The 17,607-nt window shown below is 61.2% G+C and carries 15 protein-coding genes; all 15 read left to right on the forward strand.

Annotation, left to right across the window (positions count from 1 at the left end; genetic code table 11):
- Positions 1–70: 70 nt before the first annotated feature.
- A complete protein-coding gene (locus CQ041_RS10650) occupies positions 71–517 on the forward strand; it encodes an NUDIX hydrolase (RefSeq protein ID WP_105522770.1) in 447 nt (148 codons plus the stop codon).
- Between the two features lie 59 nt (positions 518–576).
- Positions 577–1,701, forward strand: a complete 1,125-nt coding sequence (gene mnmA / locus CQ041_RS10655) for a tRNA 2-thiouridine(34) synthase MnmA (RefSeq protein ID WP_105522769.1) — start codon at positions 577–579, stop codon at positions 1,699–1,701.
- On the forward strand, positions 1,698–2,321 hold the full coding sequence (gene hflD, locus CQ041_RS10660; protein ID WP_105522768.1) for a high frequency lysogenization protein HflD: 624 nt from the start codon (positions 1,698–1,700) through the stop codon (positions 2,319–2,321). Before mnmA ends, hflD begins: the two co-directional genes overlap by 4 nt.
- A 125-nt stretch (positions 2,322–2,446) precedes the next feature.
- Positions 2,447–3,817 (forward strand): adenylosuccinate lyase, encoded by a 1,371-nt coding sequence (gene purB / locus CQ041_RS10665; RefSeq protein ID WP_105522767.1) that lies wholly within the window; start codon positions 2,447–2,449, stop codon positions 3,815–3,817.
- A gap of 84 nt (positions 3,818–3,901) precedes the next feature.
- Positions 3,902–5,068, forward strand: a complete 1,167-nt coding sequence (locus tag CQ041_RS10670) for a cupin domain-containing protein (RefSeq protein ID WP_105522766.1) — start codon at positions 3,902–3,904, stop codon at positions 5,066–5,068.
- Positions 5,061–5,483 carry a GNAT family N-acetyltransferase gene (locus tag CQ041_RS10675; protein ID WP_105522765.1) on the forward strand — a complete coding sequence of 141 codons (423 nt, stop codon included), beginning with the start codon at positions 5,061–5,063 and terminating at the stop codon, positions 5,481–5,483. The genes CQ041_RS10670 and CQ041_RS10675 overlap by 8 nt, the downstream gene beginning before the upstream one ends.
- Before the next feature lie 232 nt (positions 5,484–5,715).
- Positions 5,716–6,453: a secretin N-terminal domain-containing protein gene (locus CQ041_RS10680; RefSeq protein WP_105522764.1), complete on the forward strand. Its 738-nt coding sequence runs from the start codon at positions 5,716–5,718 to the stop codon at positions 6,451–6,453.
- Positions 6,454–6,952: 499 nt separating this feature from the next.
- Positions 6,953–8,278 carry an isocitrate lyase gene (gene aceA / locus CQ041_RS10685; protein ID WP_034120253.1) on the forward strand — a complete coding sequence of 442 codons (1,326 nt, stop codon included), beginning with the start codon at positions 6,953–6,955 and terminating at the stop codon, positions 8,276–8,278.
- 657 nt (positions 8,279–8,935) lie between these two features.
- Positions 8,936–9,349 (forward strand): NADH-quinone oxidoreductase subunit A, encoded by a 414-nt coding sequence (locus CQ041_RS10690; RefSeq protein ID WP_003192109.1) that lies wholly within the window; start codon positions 8,936–8,938, stop codon positions 9,347–9,349.
- 10 nt (positions 9,350–9,359) lie between these two features.
- The gene (locus CQ041_RS10695) at positions 9,360–10,034 is read left to right on the forward strand and encodes an NADH-quinone oxidoreductase subunit B family protein (protein WP_016969249.1); all 675 of its coding nucleotides are present in this window, start codon (positions 9,360–9,362) and stop codon (positions 10,032–10,034) included.
- 72 nt (positions 10,035–10,106) lie between these two features.
- Entirely contained in the window at positions 10,107–11,891 is a 1,785-nt protein-coding gene (gene nuoC, locus CQ041_RS10700) for an NADH-quinone oxidoreductase subunit C/D (protein ID WP_105522763.1), read from the forward strand.
- A gap of 2 nt (positions 11,892–11,893) precedes the next feature.
- Positions 11,894–12,391 carry an NADH-quinone oxidoreductase subunit NuoE gene (gene nuoE / locus CQ041_RS10705; protein ID WP_003174721.1) on the forward strand — a complete coding sequence of 166 codons (498 nt, stop codon included), beginning with the start codon at positions 11,894–11,896 and terminating at the stop codon, positions 12,389–12,391.
- Positions 12,388–13,743 carry an NADH-quinone oxidoreductase subunit NuoF gene (gene nuoF / locus CQ041_RS10710; RefSeq protein ID WP_105522762.1) on the forward strand — a complete coding sequence of 452 codons (1,356 nt, stop codon included), beginning with the start codon at positions 12,388–12,390 and terminating at the stop codon, positions 13,741–13,743. Before nuoE ends, nuoF begins: the two co-directional genes overlap by 4 nt.
- A gap of 135 nt (positions 13,744–13,878) precedes the next feature.
- A complete protein-coding gene (gene nuoG / locus CQ041_RS10715; RefSeq protein WP_105522761.1) occupies positions 13,879–16,593 on the forward strand; it encodes an NADH-quinone oxidoreductase subunit NuoG in 2,715 nt (904 codons plus the stop codon).
- A complete protein-coding gene (nuoH, locus tag CQ041_RS10720) occupies positions 16,590–17,597 on the forward strand; it encodes an NADH-quinone oxidoreductase subunit NuoH (RefSeq protein ID WP_003192116.1) in 1,008 nt (335 codons plus the stop codon). The genes nuoG and nuoH overlap by 4 nt, the downstream gene beginning before the upstream one ends.
- The last annotated feature ends 10 nt before the right edge of the window (positions 17,598–17,607 follow it).

A 17,607-nucleotide genomic window follows, 5' to 3' on the forward strand; every position in this document is an offset into this window, starting at 1 on the left:
CAAGCCCCCTCCCACACTGACTGTAATCCTGCTCCAAGACTGCGCTGCATTCAGAATCGAGAGGCATCCCATGACCTGGCAACCCCACATCACCGTCGCCACCATCGTCGAAGACAACGGCCGCTTCCTGATGGTCGAAGAACTCAAGGGTGGCCGCGCCGTGCTCAACCAGCCCGCCGGCCACCTCGATCCGGATGAAACCCTCACCGAAGCCGCCGTGCGCGAAACCCTCGAAGAAACCGGCTGGGACGTGGAAGCCACCGGCATCGTCGGCATCTACCTGTACACAGCCCCGAGCAACGGCGTGACCTATCAACGGGTTTGTTTCATCGCCAAGGCCCTGAAACACCACCCGGACTACGTACTCGACGAGGGCATCCTGCGCGCGCGCTGGCTGACGCGCGACGAGCTGATGGCCGTGCGCGACGACTGGCGCAGCGAGTTGATCATCCGCTGCATCGATGATTATCTGGCCGGTCAGCGCCACAGTCTCGAATTGATCCGCCCTTCTCTTTAGCCTTGACGGCCCGAGCCTGATAGAATCGCGTCCTTTTTCAAGACACCCGTTGAAACCCTATGCGTGATCCAGCCCCTTCTGACACACAAAAGAAGCGCGTCATCGTCGGCATGTCCGGCGGCGTGGATTCTTCCGTTTCCGCCGTTCTGCTCATGGAGCAGGGTTATGAGGTGGAAGGCCTGTTCATGAAGAACTGGGAAGAAGACGATGGAACGGAATACTGCACCGCCATGGACGACCTGGCGGACGCCCAGGCCGTGTGCGACAAGATCGGTATCAAGCTGCATACCGCCAACTTCGCCGCCGAGTACTGGGACAATGTGTTCGAGCACTTCCTGGCCGAATACAAGGCCGGTCGCACGCCGAACCCGGACATCCTGTGCAACCGCGAAATCAAGTTCAAGGCGTTCCTCGACTACGCCATGATGCTTGGCGCCGACCTGATTGCGACTGGCCACTATGTGCGCCGCCGTGACATCGATGGCCGTACCGAACTGCTCAAGGGCCTGGACCCGAACAAGGACCAGAGCTACTTCCTGCACGCCGTCGGCGGTGAACAGATCGCCAAGACCCTGTTCCCGGTCGGCGAGCTGGAAAAGCCCGAAGTGCGCAGGATTGCCGAGCAACACGGCCTGGCCACCGCCAAGAAGAAGGACTCCACCGGCATCTGCTTTATTGGCGAGCGCCGCTTCAGCGACTTCCTCAAGCAGTACCTGCCAGCGCAGCCGGGCGAGATCAAAACCACTGAGGGTGAAGCCATCGGCCGTCACCATGGCCTGATGTACCACACCATCGGCCAGCGCCAGGGCCTGGGCATCGGCGGTTTGAAAGACGCCGGTGAAGAGCCGTGGTACGTGCTGGTCAAAGACCTTGAGAACAACGAGCTGATCGTCGGCCAAGGCAACGAACACCCACTGCTGTTCTCCGGCGCGCTGCTGGCCTCGGAAATCTATTGGGTCAATCCGATCGACCTGAGCAGCCCGCGCCGCCTGACCGCCAAAGTCCGCTATCGCCAAAGCGACCAGCCCTGCACCCTGGAAAAAACCGCAACGGGCTATCGTGCCACGTTCGGTGACCCGCAACGCGCAGTCACCCCGGGCCAGTCCGTGGTGTTCTATGACGGCGAAATCTGCCTGGGCGGCGGCGTGATCGAAGTGGCCGAAGCCTGGAGCAACCCGGCATGAGCCCGACCCAGGAGCAATTGACCGCACTCGGCGGGGTGTTCCTCGCCGCCGTATTGGTCGACAAGATTGCCAAGACCGGCCAAGTCACCGAAGCCGGCCTGACCTGCATGCTCGGCAGCCTGCTGATCCGCGACCCCAAGGACACCCTGGAAGTCTACGGCGGCGACGATATCGCCCTGCGCGAAGGCTACCGCGCGTTGATCGGCGCCCTGGAGCGCGACCCCAGCACCTTGCAGCGCGAGCCGTTGCGCTACGCGCTGTCGATGCTCGGCCTCGAGCGGCAATTGGCCAAGCGCGAGGACATGCTGGAGATCATCGGCAAGCGCTTGCCGCAGATCCAATCCCAGGTGGAACATTTCGGCCCAGCCCACGAGAACGTGATCGCCGCCTGTGGCGCACTGTACCAGGACACCCTGAGCACGCTGCGCCAGCGTATTCAGGTGCACGGCGACATGCGCAACCTGCAACAACCGAACAATGCCTCGAAGATCCGCGCCCTGCTCCTGGCCGGCATCCGATCGGCACGCCTATGGCGTCAGCTGGGCGGTCATCGTTGGCAGTTGGTCATCAGCCGTCGCAAATTGCTTAAAGAGCTTTACCCGTTGATGCGCAACGAATAAGTCGCACCAGCAGGCTGTTTTCAAGCCGTTACGCGTAATACGCCGGTCAGTTGGCGACGGACCGGCGGATTTTTTCATGTATGATACGCGCCCCATTTCGTTGCCCGACTGTCCGAGAACACCCCATGCAGCTCTCTTCGCTCACTGCGGTTTCCCCTGTTGACGGCCGCTACGCCGGCAAAACCCAGGCCCTGCGCCCTATTTTCAGCGAATACGGTTTGATCCGTGCTCGTGTTCTGGTTGAAGTGCGCTGGCTCCAGCGCCTGGCCGCTCACCCTGCCATCAGCGAAGTGCCGGCGTTTTCCGCCGAAGCCAACGCTGTGCTCAACACCCTGGCGGAAAATTTCTCCCTGGAGCACGCCGAGCGTGTGAAAGAGATCGAGCGCACCACCAACCACGACGTCAAAGCCATCGAGTACCTGCTCAAAGAGCAAGCGGCCAAGCTGCCGGAACTGGCCCAGGTCAGCGAGTTCATCCACTTTGCCTGCACCAGCGAGGACATCAACAACCTGTCCCACGCCCTGATGCTGCGCGAAGGCCGTGATGACGTGATGCTGCCGCTGATGCGCCAGACCGCTAACGCCATCCGCGAACTGGCCATCCGTTTCGCCGACGTGCCGATGCTGTCGCGCACCCACGGTCAGCCGGCGTCGCCGACCACCCTCGGCAAAGAGCTGGCCAACGTGGTGTACCGCCTGGAACGCCAGATCGCTCAAGTCGCGGCCGTTCCGCTGCTGGGCAAGATCAACGGCGCAGTGGGCAACTACAACGCCCACCTGTCGGCCTACCCTGAGATCGACTGGGAAGCCAACGCCCGCGCCTTCATCGAAGACGAGCTGGGCCTGGGCTTCAACCCCTACACCACGCAGATCGAGCCGCACGACTACATCGCCGAGCTGTTCGACGCCATCGCGCGCTTCAACACCATCCTGATCGACTTCGATCGCGATATCTGGGGCTATATCTCCCTGGGCTACTTCAAGCAGCGCACCATTGCCGGCGAAATCGGTTCGTCGACCATGCCGCACAAGGTCAACCCGATCGACTTCGAAAACTCCGAAGGCAACCTCGGCATCGCCAACGCCCTGTTCCAGCACCTGGCCAGCAAGTTGCCGATCTCCCGCTGGCAGCGCGACCTGACCGACTCCACCGTGCTGCGCAACCTCGGCGTGGGCTTCGCCCATAGCGTGATCGCGTATGAAGCCAGCCTCAAAGGCATCAGCAAACTGGAACTCAACGAGCAGAAGATCGCCGCTGACCTGGATGCGTGCTGGGAAGTCCTGGCCGAGCCGATCCAGACCGTGATGCGCCGCTACAACATCGAAAACCCGTACGAGAAGCTGAAAGAGTTGACGCGCGGCAAGGGCATCAGCCCGCAAGCGCTGCAAACTTTCATCGACGGCCTGGACATGCCAGACGCCGCCAAGGCCGAGCTGAAACTGCTCACCCCGGCCAACTACATCGGCAACGCTGTCGAGCAAGCCAAGCGCATCTGATCCAAGCAAGACCCTTTGAGACGCCCGGCCGCGCCGGGCGTTTTTATTCCAGTCTGAAAAGTGCTTTCTTTCAATAGGTTACACATGAATCCTGATATCCCTCTTCAACTTCTGGGCGGCATCACGGCACGGGAATTCCTGCGCGACTACTGGCAGAAAAAACCGCTGCTGATCCGCCAGGCCATCCCGGATTTCGAAAGCCCGATCGACGCCGATGAACTGGCCGGCCTGGCCCTGGAAGAAGAAGTCGAATCGCGCCTGGTGATCGAGCACGGCGAGCGTCCGTGGGAGCTGCGTCGCGGCCCGTTCGCCGAAGACGCCTTCGGCACCCTGCCTGAGCGCGAGTGGACCCTGCTGGTGCAGGCTGTCGACCAGTTCGTGCCGGAAGTGGCCGAATTGCTCGAGCAGTTCCGCTTCCTGCCAAGCTGGCGCATCGACGACGTGATGATCAGCTTCGCCGCACCGGGCGGCAGCGTGGGTCCGCACTTCGACAACTACGATGTGTTCCTGCTGCAAGCCCAGGGCAAGCGCAACTGGAAGATCGGCCAGATGTGCAACTCCGAAAGCCCGCTGCTGCAGCACGCCGACCTGCGCATCCTCGCTGAATTCGAAGAAAGCGCCGAATGGGTACTGGAACCGGGCGACATGCTCTACCTGCCGCCGCGCCTGGCGCATTTCGGCATCGCCGAAGACGACTGCATGACCTACTCCGTGGGCTTCCGCGCACCGAGCGCCGCTGAAGTGCTGACCCACTTCACCGATTTCCTCAGCCAGTACCTGACTGACGAAGAGCGCTACACCGACGCCGACGCCCAGCCGGTCAGCGACCCGCACCAGATCCAGAGCGACGCCCTCGACCGCCTGAAGAGCCTGCTGGCCGAGCACATGAGCGATGAGCGCATGTTGCTGACCTGGTTCGGCCAGTTCATGACCGAACCGCGCTACCCGGAACTGGTGGCCGGCGAAGAGCTGGGTGAGGATGACTTCATCGGCGCCCTGCAAGACGGCGCGATCCTGGTGCGCAACCCAAGCGCGCGCATGGCCTGGTCGGAAGTGGACGATGACGTACTGCTGTTCGCCAGCGGCCAGAGCCGTTACCTGCCGGGCAAACTGCGCGAACTGCTGAAGCTGATCTGCGCCGCCGACGCCCTGCACGCCGAGAACCTCGGTGTGTGGCTGGCCGATGAAGACGGTCGCGATCTGCTGTGTGAACTGGTCAAGCAAGGAAGCCTGGGATTTGCCGATGAATAAGATTCACGTAAGTGTCGCGGACTGGCATAAGGATATCGCCGAGATACGGCGCATTCGTGAAGCGGTGTTTATCGCTGAACAATCGGTTCCACCCGAGCTGGAATGGGACGCAGACGACTCGGATGCGGTGCATTTCCTAGCGTTCGAAGGCGATTTTCCGATTGGCACCGCTCGCTTGCTGCCCAGCGGCGAAATTGGGCGCGTGTCGGTGCTCAAGGATTGGCGCGGGCTGAAGGTCGGCGACAAGCTGATGGAAGCGGTGATTGGGGTGGCCGAGGAACGCGGGCAGACCAAGCAATTCCTGAGTGCCCAGGTGTACGCGGCGCCGTTCTATGAGCGACTGGGCTTCAAGATCGTCAGCGATGAATTCCTGGAAGTCGGGATTCCGCATGTGGATATGGTGCGCGGGGGCTGACTCAAGACCGCGTCGCTGCCATCGGGGGCAAGCCCCCTCCCACATTTTGACCGAGTACGTCCACTGGAATGCGGTCAAGTGTGGGAGGGGGCCTACCCCCGATAGCGATATCAGCAACACCCCCAAAATGCCCTGCCTTGCCAGGGCATTTTGCCGTCTACGATTCAACTTGCGACCCGCCAGGCCGACAAACTGGCAAACTCAAGCCTAATGACTCGCAGAGATAACGGACATGTCCCTACGCACCCTGCTCACCGCCCTCCTCCTGACCGCCAGCGTCTCAGCCATGGCCGACACCGAAGTGGTCAACCTGAGCAACCGCACCAGCGCAGACCTGCTACCGGTCGCGCAGAATTTCATCGGCAAGGACGGTACCGTCAGCGCCTACGGCAACCAACTGATCGTCAACGCCGACGCTGGCAAGATCCAGGACCTGCGCGCCCTGCTGTCACAGCTGGACACACCCGCCAAACGCCTGCTGATCACCGTCGACACCAACGAATCCAACCAGCAGAACACCGGCAACAGCCAAACCCGCATTATCAGCTACGGCACTACCAGCCGTGACGGCGGCATCCAGCAGATCCAGGCCAGCGAAGGCGTGCCCGCACTGATCCAGGTTGGCCAGAGCGTGCCACTCACCACCACCCAACAGGACAGCTACGGCCGTCTGCAGAACCAGACCCAGTATCGCAATGTCACCCAAGGCTTCTACGTGACTGCCAGCGTCACCGGCGAGACCGTTCACTTGGCCATCAGCACCAATCGTGACCGAATGAGCCAGGAACGTCCCGATGTAGTGAACGTGCAAAGCACCGACACAACCGTTAGCGGGCGCTTGGGTGAGTGGATCACGCTGGCCGGCATCAACCGCCAGACCCAGGCCGAAAAATCCTCTACAACCCGCAGCTACTCTACTCAGGGGCGCGATGACCTGACGGTACGGGTCAAGGTCGATACCCTGAACTGAAGCACCAAAAACTGACTGATGAGTCGTTTACGACCAAAGATGTAGTGCTTGAAAAATAGCACTACAAAACATTTGACGATCTAAAAAAGCATGGGCATGATGGCCTCGCTCCCGCTAATCAGGGGCCCTGGCAAGGGCCTTCGGATCGCCGCTCCAAGTTACCCACCCGAGCCGATTCGTGTCTGTACCGCCCACAAGGCGTGTTTGACGAGGTTGCGACTGGAACGAAGTTGTCCCGAGGGACGGAAGCTAACCAGGTAACCCGGCAACACGCTGCTGAACACCCAAGGGCCCACGACGCCTGAAGACAGTTCTCGGCCCGCCTTTACCTACCGCCCCTCTCGCCAATCGTTCATCCCGTCGCCTTCCCCGCCAAACCCGACATGACCGCCTAAGCTTCTGGTCAGCGAGCAGCCCTGCCCATGCATCGAATGCACGGCTGGAAAACGGATTTCTCCAACCTGTTTTTTCACACGAAGACGCGACGAGGTTTACTCCCATGGCACTGACACGCGAACAGCAAATTGCAGCCCTCGAAAAAGACTGGGCTGAAAACCCACGCTGGAAAGGCGTGACCCGCGCTTATTCCGCTGCTGACGTCGTCCGCCTGCGTGGCTCGGTTCAACCTGAGCACACCTTTGCAAAACTCGGCGCCGAGAAGCTGTGGAACCTGGTCACCCAAGGGGCCAAGCCGTCCTTCCGTCCCGACAAAGATTTCGTCAACTGCATGGGCGCCCTCACTGGCGGCCAGGCAGTCCAGCAGGTGAAAGCCGGTATCCAGGCGATCTACCTGTCCGGCTGGCAAGTGGCTGCGGACAACAACTCCGCTGAATCCATGTACCCCGACCAATCGCTGTACCCGGTGGACTCGGTGCCAACCGTGGTCAAGCGCATCAACAACTCGTTCCGTCGTGCCGACCAGATCCAGTGGAAAGCCGGCAAGAATCCGGGTGATGAAGGCTACATCGACTACTTCGCACCTATCGTGGCTGACGCCGAAGCCGGTTTCGGCGGCGTACTGAACGCCTATGAGCTGATGAAGAGCATGATCGAGGCTGGCGCTGCCGGCGTGCACTTCGAAGACCAACTGGCTTCGGTCAAGAAATGCGGCCACATGGGCGGCAAAGTACTGGTTCCCACTCAGGAAGCCGTACAGAAACTGACCGCTGCCCGCCTGGCCGCTGACGTTGCCGGCACACCAACCATTATCCTGGCCCGTACCGACGCCAACGCCGCAGACCTGCTGACCTCGGACTGCGACCCATACGACCAGCCGTTCGTGACCGGCGAACGTACCCAGGAAGGTTTCTACAAGGTCCGTGCCGGCCTGGACCAGGCGATTGCCCGTGGCCTGGCCTACGCGCCATACGCCGACCTGATCTGGTGCGAAACCGCCAAGCCGGACCTGGACGAGGCCCGTCGCTTTGCCGAAGCGATCAAGAAGGAATACCCGGACCAACTGCTGTCCTACAACTGCTCGCCTTCCTTCAACTGGAAGAAGAACCTGGACGACGCCACCATCGCCAAGTTCCAGCGCGAGCTGTCCGCCATGGGCTACAAGCACCAGTTCATCACCCTGGCCGGCATTCACAACATGTGGCACAGCATGTTCAACCTGGCGCACGACTACGCCCGCAACGACATGACCGCCTACGTGAAGCTGCAAGAGCAGGAGTTCGCTGACGCCTCGAAGGGCTACACCTTCGTGGCGCACCAGCAGGAAGTGGGCACCGGTTACTTCGACGACATGACCACCGTGATCCAGGGCGGCACCTCGTCCGTGACCGCGCTGACCGGCTCGACTGAGGAAGAGCAGTTTCACTAAGCAATGCGTACACGGCCACAGCGGAACCACTAAGAGCTAACCGCAGTGCCGCACAACAATCACGCCCCGACTCGTTCGGGGCGTTTTTTTATGTCGTGAAAACCGCCCTGGCAAAATGAAGATCAAAATGTGGGACGGGGCTTGCCCCCGATAGCGGTGGGTCAGACAGCATATGTGCAAGCTCATCCACTGCCACCGGGGGCTTGCCCCCTCTCACACTGGAAAGGTGGCGACAGTGGGTTTATTGCGCAAAACATTGATCCAGAGCGGTACCCGCCTCGTCTGGATCAGTTAAAAGATCCCCGCCGGCAACTAAGCCGCAATCAACCAAGTAACGACAACTTCCCCCGCTACACGAGAAACATTCGCTTAAACCCCACGCAAACAATATTCATTATCATTTAGGGCTTGAAAACTTCGTTACCGGATAAACAAAACATATTTGATTAAAAGCCCGCTAATGCCCACCACACAAGGGCTGCAGCCCCAAGAAGGTGCACTATGTCCTTATTCCATCGAATAATTTCGCTATAGGAATTTTACTTGCCCGGTGTTTAGCCATAAAATCACCGCGATTGATTGCACTGCGACATATCGTCACTGCATCGTTAATTTTTCGAGCTCAGAGACCTTTGCTCTCTGTTAAGGACTTCCAGCATGACCGACGCGACAGGACTCATGGCCCACAACTGGGGCTTTGCCATTTTCCTCCTCGGTGTTGTCGGCCTTTGTGCCTTCATGCTTGGCGTGTCCAGCCTCCTCGGGTCAAAAGCCTGGGGCCGCAGCAAGAATGAACCGTTCGAGTCCGGCATGCTGCCTACAGGTGGCGCCCGCTTGCGGCTCTCAGCCAAATTCTATCTGGTCGCGATGCTGTTCGTGATCTTCGATATCGAAGCCCTCTTTCTCTTTGCCTGGTCTGTGTCCGTCCGCGAAAGCGGCTGGACCGGATTCGTCGAAGCTCTCGTTTTCATAGCAATTCTGTTGGCAGGCCTTGTCTACCTATTCCGAGTGGGCGCCCTTGACTGGGCTCCGGAAGCTCGTCGTAAGCGGCAAGCGAAGCTGAAACAATGAGGCTTTGGCGATGCAATACAATCTCACCAGGATCGACCCGGATGCTCCTAACGAGCAGTACCCCATCGGCGAACGGGAAACCGTTTCCGACCCGTTAGAAGACCAAGTCCACAAAAACATCTACATGGGCAAGCTGGAAGACGTGCTGAGTGGCGCGGTCAACTGGGGGCGTAAAAACTCCCTGTGGCCGTACAACTTCGGTCTTTCGTGCTGCTACGTGGAAATGACCACCGCCTTCACGGCGCCCCACGACATCGCGCGCTTTGGCGCCGAAGTTATCCGGGCATCGCCGCGCCAGGCGGATTTCATGGTTATCGCCGGTACCTGCTTCATCAAGATGGCGCCGATCATCCAGCGTCTCTACGAGCAAATGCTCGAGCCGAAGTGGGTTATCTCCATGGGTTCGTGCGCCAACTCCGGTGGCATGTACGACATCTACTCCGTAGTCCAGGGGGTGGACAAGTTCCTGCCCGTTGACGTCTACGTGCCTGGCTGCCCGCCTCGCCCTGAAGCATTCCTGCAAGGCTTGATGCTGTTGCAGGAATCGATTGGCAAGGAGCGTCGCCCGCTGTCCTGGGTCGTCGGTGATCAAGGCGTGTACCGCGCCGAGATGCCGTCGCAAAAGGAAGAGCGCCGCGAACAGCGAATCGCAGTCACCAACCTGCGCAGCCCTGACGAAGTCTGATCCAGCACCGCTTCTTTCATAGAACGAACACCTGGCTTCATTCTTTACGTTGACCGAAAGCGATAAAAAACCATGACTACAGGCAGCGCTCTGTACATCCCGCCTTATAAGGCAGACGACCAGGATGTGGTCGTCGAACTCAATAACCGTTTTGGCCCTGACGCCTTCACCGCCCAGGCCACACGCACCGGTATGCCGGTGCTGTGGGTGGCGCGCGCCAAGCTCGTCGAAGTCCTGACCTTCCTGCGCAACCTGCCCAAGCCATACGTCATGCTCTATGACCTGCATGGCGTGGACGAGCGTCTGCGCACCAAGCGTCAAGGGCTGCCGAGCGGCGCCGATTTCACCGTGTTCTACCACCTGATGTCGCTGGAACGTAACAGCGACGTGATGATCAAGGTCGCGCTGAGCGAAAGCGACCTGAGCATCCCGACCGTCACTGGCATCTGGCCAAACGCCAGTTGGTACGAGCGTGAAGTCTGGGACATGTTCGGCATCGACTTCCCCGGCCACCCGCACCTGACGCGCATCATGATGCCGCCGACCTGGGAAGGTCACCCGCTGCGCAAGGACTTCCCTGCCCGCGCCACTGAATTCGACCCGTTCAGCCTCAACCTCGCCAAGCAACAGCTTGAAGAAGAGGCCGCGCGCTTCCGTCCGGAAGACTGGGGCATGAAGCGCTCCGGCACCAACGAGGACTACATGTTCCTCAACCTGGGCCCGAACCACCCTTCGGCCCACGGTGCCTTCCGTATCATCCTGCAACTGGACGGTGAAGAAATCGTCGACTGCGTGCCGGACATCGGTTACCACCACCGTGGTGCCGAGAAGATGGCCGAGCGTCAGTCCTGGCACAGCTTCATCCCGTACACCGACCGTATCGACTACCTCGGCGGCGTGATGAACAACCTGCCGTACGTGCTCTCGGTCGAGAAGCTCGCCGGTATCAAGGTACCGGACCGGGTCGACACGATTCGCATCATGATGTCCGAGTTCTTCCGGATCACCAGCCACCTGCTGTTCCTGGGTACCTACATTCAGGACGTTGGCGCCATGACCCCGGTGTTCTTTACGTTCACCGACCGTCAGCGCGCCTACAAGGTCATCGAAGCCATCACCGGTTTCCGCCTGCACCCTGCCTGGTACCGCATCGGCGGCGTGGCGCACGACCTGCCGAATGGCTGGGAGCGCCTGGTCAAGGAATTCATCGACTGGATGCCCAAGCGTCTCGACGAATACCAAAAGGCCGCGCTGGATAACAGCATCCTCAAAGGCCGGACCATCGGCGTCGCTCAGTACAACACCAAAGAGGCCCTGGAATGGGGCGTCACCGGTGCTGGCCTGCGTTCCACCGGCTGCGATTTCGACCTGCGCAAAGCGCGTCCGTATTCCGGCTACGAGAACTTCGAGTTCGAAGTGCCGCTGGCGGCCAACGGCGATGCCTACGACCGTTGCATCGTGCGCGTCGAAGAAATGCGCCAGAGCCTGAAGATCATCGAGCAGTGCATGCGCAACATGCCGGCCGGCCCGTACAAGGCGGATCACCCGCTGACCACGCCGCCGCCGAAAGAGCGCACGCTGCAGCACATCGAAACCCTGATCACGCACTTCCTGCAGGTTTCGTGGGGCCCGGTCATGCCGGCCAACGAGTCCTTCCAGATGATCGAAGCGACCAAGGGTATCAACAGTTATTACCTGACGAGCGATGGCGGCACCATGAGCTACCGCACCCGGATCCGTACCCCGAGCTTCGCCCACTTGCAGCAGATCCCTTCGGTGATCAAAGGCGAGATGGTCGCGGACTTGATTGCGTACCTGGGTAGTATCGATTTCGTTATGGCCGACGTGGACCGCTAAGCATGAACAGCACGCTTATCCAGACAGACCGTTTCACCCTCAGTGAAACCGAGCGCTCGGCCATCGAGCACGAGTTGCATCACTACGAAGACCCGCGCGCGGCGTCGATCGAAGCCTTGAAGATCGTCCAGAAGGAACGTGGCTGGGTGCCCGACGGCGCCTTGTACGCCATCGGCGAGATCCTCGGCATCCCTGCCAGCGACGTTGAAGGTGTGGCCACGTTCTACAGCCAGATCTTCCGCCAGCCGGTCGGCCGTCACATCATTCGCGTGTGCGACAGCATGGTCTGCTACATCGGTGGCCACGAGTCCGTGGTCAGCGAAATCCAGAACAAGCTGGGCATCGGCCTCGGCCAGACCACCCCGGACGGCCGCTTCACGCTGCTGCCCGTGTGCTGCCTGGGCAACTGCGACAAGGCGCCGGCGTTGATGATCGACGACGACACATTCGGTGACGTCCAGCCTGCTGGCGTGACCCAATTGCTCGAGGGCTACCCATGACCCTGACCTCTTTCGGCCCGGCCAACCTGATCAAGCGTTCGCCTGAGACCCACCCGCTGACCTGGCGCCTGCGTGACGATGCCGAGCCGGTATGGCTCGACGAATACCAGGCCAAGAACGGTTACGCGGCTGCACGCAAAGCCTTCGCCGACATGGCTCAGGACGACATCGTCCAGACCGTCAAGGACGCAGGCCTCAAAGGTCGCGGCGGTGCAGGCTTCCCCACAGGCGTGAAGTGGGGCCTGATGCCCAAGGACGAATCCATCAACATCCGCTACCTGCTGTGCAACGCGGATGAAATGGAGCCGAACACCTGGAAAGACCGCATGCTGATGGAGCAACTGCCCCATCTGCTGATCGAAGGCATGTTGATCAGCGCCCGCGCGCTGAAAACCTACCGTGGCTATATCTTCCTGCGTGGCGAATACACCACCGCCGCCAAGCACCTCAACCGTGCGGTGGAAGAAGCCAAGGCGGCCGGCCTGCTGGGCAAGAACATCCTCGGTTTGGGTTTCGACTTTGAACTGTTCGTGCACACCGGCGCCGGGCGTTACATCTGCGGTGAAGAAACCGCACTGATCAACTCCCTCGAAGGCCGCCGCGCCAACCCGCGCTCCAAGCCGCCCTTCCCTGCCGCCGTAGGCGTGTGGGGCAAGCCGACGTGCGTGAACAACGTCGAGACCCTGTGCAACGTGCCGGCGATCATCGCCGACGGCGTGGACTGGTACAAATCGTTGGCCCGCGAAGGCAGCGAAGACATGGGCACCAAGCTCATGGGCTTCTCCGGCAAGGTCAAGAACCCTGGCCTGTGGGAACTGCCATTCGGCGTGACCGCACGCGAGCTGTTCGAGGACTACGCCGGCGGTATGCGCGACGGCTACACCCTGAAAGCCTGGCAGCCCGGCGGCGCCGGTACCGGTTTCCTGCTCCCTGAGCACCTCGACGCACAAATGTATGCCGGCGGCATCGGCAAGGTCGGCACCCGGATGGGTACGGGCCTGGCGATGGCGGTGGACAACACGGTGAACATGGTCTCGCTGCTGCGCAACATGGAGCAGTTCTTTGCCCGTGAATCGTGCGGCTTCTGCACCCCGTGCCGCGACGGTCTGCCGTGGAGCGTGAAGCTGCTGATGGCCCTGGAAAATGGCGAAGGCCGCGAGGGTGATATCGAAACCCTGCTCGGCCTGGTCGGCTTCCTCGGCCCTGGCAAGACGTTCTGTGCCCACGCACCGGGCGCCGTGGAGCCATTGGGCAGCGCCATCAAGTACTTCCGCTCGGAGTTCGAAGCCGGCATCGCGCCCACCAGCGCCGCCGTCCCGCCTCTGGCAAAGCCGATCGTAGTCGGCGCGTAACGCTTCAAAGGCGAAGGGTCCGTGCCCTTCGCCTTCTCATGTGCTGACGCCTTTCGGGGCTGTGTAGATGCACATGAATAACAAGATTCCATTAGCCACGCCCGCTGACAACGGGCCAACGAAGAACTTTGAACCATGGCCACTATCCACGTAGACGGCAAAGCGCTCGAAGTCGATGGGGCAGACAACCTGTTACAGGCATGTCTGTCACTCGGTCTCGACATCCCGTATTTCTGCTGGCACCCCGCGCTTGGTAGCGTCGGGGCCTGCCGCCAGTGCGCGGTCAAGCAGTACACCGACGAGAACGACACCCGTGGTCGTATCGTCATGTCCTGCATGACCCCAGCCACCGACAACACCTGGATCTCCATCGACGATGAAGAATCCAAGGCGTTCCGCGCCAGTGTCGTCGAATGGCTGATGACCAACCACCCCCACGACTGCCCGGTCTGTGAGGAAGGCGGTCACTGCCACCTGCAAGACATGACGGTGATGACCGGCCACAACGAGCGCCGTTATCGTTTCACCAAGCGTACCCACCAGAACCAGGACCTCGGCCCGTTCATTTCCCACGAAATGAACCGCTGCATCGCCTGCTACCGCTGCGTACGCTTCTACAAGGACTACGCTGGCGGCACCGACCTCGGCGTCTTCGGCGCCCACGACAACGTGTACTTCGGTCGCGTTGAAGACGGCGTCCTCGAAAGCGAGTTCTCCGGCAACCTCACCGAGGTCTGCCCGACCGGTGTGTTCACCGACAAGACGCACTCCGAGCGCTACAACCGCAAGTGGGACATGCAGTTCGCCCCGAGCATCTGCCATGGCTGCTCCAGCGGTTGCAACATCTCCCCGGGTGAGCGTTACGGTGAACTGCGTCGTATCGAAAACCGCTTCAACGGTTCGGTCAACCAGTACTTCCTGTGCGACCGTGGCCGTTTTGGCTATGGCTACGTCAACCGCGAAGACCGTCCGCGCCAGCCACTGCTGGCCGGTGGCGCCAAGCTGAGCCTGGACGACGCGCTGGATAAAGCCGCCGACCTGCTGCGTGGTCGCAATATCGTCGGTATCGGTTCGCCTCGCGCCAGCCTCGAGAGCAACTACGCGTTGCGCGAACTGGTCGGTGCCGAGCACTTCTACTCCGGTATCGAAGCCGGCGAGCTGGAGCGCATCCGCCTGGTCCTGCAAGTGCTGAACGACAGCCCGCTGCCAGTCCCGAACATGCGCGACATCGAAGACCACGACGCCATTTTCGTGCTCGGTGAAGACCTGACCCAGACCGCTGCCCGTATCGCCCTGTCGCTGCGCCAGTCGGTGAAAGGCAAGGCCGAAGAAATGGCCGACGCCATGCGCGTACAGCCGTGGCTCGACGCCGCCGTGAAGAACATCGGCCAGCACGCGCTGAACCCGCTGTTCATCGCCAGCCTGGCTGAGACCAAGCTCGACGACATCGCCGAAGAGTGCGTGCACGCCGCGCCGGACGACCTGGCTCGCATCGGTTTCGCCGTGGCCCACGCCCTCGACGCCAGCGCCCCTGCCGTCGAAGGCCTGGACAGCGAAGCGGCCGCACTGGCCCAACGCATCGCCGACGCCCTGCTGGCCGCCAAGCGTCCATTGATCATTGCCGGTACCTCCCTGGGTTCCAAGGCACTGATCGAGGCCGCTGCCAACATCGCCAAGGCCTTGAAGCTGCGCGACAAGAACGGTTCCATCAGCCTGGTCGTGCCGGAAGCCAACAGCCTCGGCCTGGCCATGCTCGGTGGCGAATCCCTGGACGCAGCCCTGCAAGCCGTGACCGAAGGCCGTGCCGACGCTATCGTGGTCCTGGAAAATGACCTGTACACCCGCACCGATGCCGCCAAGGTTGACGCTGCGCTGGACGCCGCCAAGGTACTGATCGTTGCCGATCACCAGAAAACCGCCACCAGCGAGCGTGCCGACCTGGTCCTGCCAGCCGCCACCTTCGCCGAAGGCGATGGCACACTGGTGAGCCAGGAAGGCCGCGCCCAGCGCTTCTTCCAGGTGTTCGATCCGAAGTACATGGACGCCAGCATCCTGGTTCACGAAGGCTGGCGCTGGCTGCATGCCCTGCGCGCGACCCTGCTGAACCAGCCGATCGACTGGACCCAGCTCGACCACGTGACCGCCGCGACCGCCGCCAGCGCGCCGCAGTTGGCACGCATCGTCGACGCTGCACCGTCCGCCGCGTTCCGCATCAAGGGCATGAAACTGGCCCGTGAACCGCTGCGTTACTCCGGCCGTACCGCCATGCGCGCCAACATCAGCGTGCACGAACCGCGTACCCCGCAAGACAACGACACCGCGTTCGCCTTCTCCATGGAAGGCTACTCGGGTTCGGCCGAGCCGCGTCAACAGGTGCCGTTCGCCTGGTCGCCGGGCTGGAACTCGCCACAGGCCTGGAACAAGTTCCAGGACGAAGTCGGTGGTCACATCCGCGCTGGCGACCCGGGCACCCGCCTGATCGAAAGCACCGGTGATTCGCTGAACTGGTTCGCTGCCGTGCCGCGTCCGTTCAACCCGGCCCAAGGCACCTGGCAGGTTGTGCCGTTCTTCCACCTGTTCGGCAGCGAAGAGAACTCTTCCAAAGCCGCACCGGTGCAAGAGCGCCTTCCACGCGCCTACGTGTCCGTGGCCAAGTCCGAGGCCGACCGCCTGGGCGTCAACGACGGTGCACTGCTCAGTCTGAACGTGGCCGGCCAGACCCTGCGTCTGCCGCTGCGCATCAACGAAGAGTTGGGCGCCGGCCTGGTTGCACTGCCTAAGGGCATCGCTGGCATTCCAGCGGCGATCTTCGGCAAAACCGTTGACGGTCTGCAGGAGGCAGCGCAATGACTTGGTTCACTCCTGAAGTGATCGACGTGATCATCTCGGTGGTCAAGGCCATCGTGATCCTGTTGGCCGTGGTCGTTGCGGGCGCCCTGCTCAGCTTCGTCGAACGTCGCCTGCTGGGCTGGTGGCAGGACCGTTACGGTCCGAACCGCGTTGGCCCGTTCGGCATGTTCCAGATCGCGGCCGACATGCTGAAGATGTTCTTCAAGGAAGACTGGACCCCGCCGTTTGCCGACAAGGTGATCTTCACCCTGGCACCGGTCGTGGCCATGAGCGCCTTGCTGATCGCCTTTGCGATCATCCCGATCACCCCGACCTGGGGCGTCGCGGACCTGAACATCGGCTTGCTGTTCTTCTTCGCCATGGCCGGTCTGTCGGTCTACGCGGTGCTGTTCGCCGGTTGGGCCAGTAACAACAAGTTCGCCCTGCTGGGCAGCTTGCGGGCCTCGGCCCAGACCGTGTCCTACGAAGTGTTCATGGGCCTCGCGCTGATGGGCATCGTGGTGCAGGTTGGCTCGTTCAACATGCGCGACATCGTCGAGTACCAGGCGCAGAACCTGTGGTTCATCATTCCGCAGTTCTTCGGCTTCTGTACCTTCTTCATCGCTGGCGTGGCCGTGACTCACCGTCACCCGTTCGACCAGCCGGAAGCGGAACAGGAACTGGCCGACGGTTACCACATTGAATACGCCGGCATGAAATGGGGCATGTTCTTCGTTGGCGAGTACATCGGCATCATCTTGATCTCGGCCCTGCTGGTCACGCTGTTCTTCGGCGGCTGGCACGGTCCGTTCGGCATCCTGCCGCAGTTGGCGTTCTTCTGGTTCTTCCTGAAGACCGCGTTCTTCATCATGTTGTTTATCCTGCTGCGCGCTTCCATTCCGCGTCCACGGTACGACCAGGTGATGGATTTCAGCTGGCGCTTCTGCCTGCCACTGACCCTGATCAATTTGCTGGTGACTGCTGCCGTTGTGTTGTTGAACACGCCAGCGGCCGCGGTTCAGTGAGGATTTGACC

The sequence above is a fragment of the Pseudomonas sp. MYb60 genome (genome assembly GCF_002979555.1).
Taxonomy (GTDB): Bacteria; Pseudomonadota; Gammaproteobacteria; order Pseudomonadales; family Pseudomonadaceae; genus Aquipseudomonas.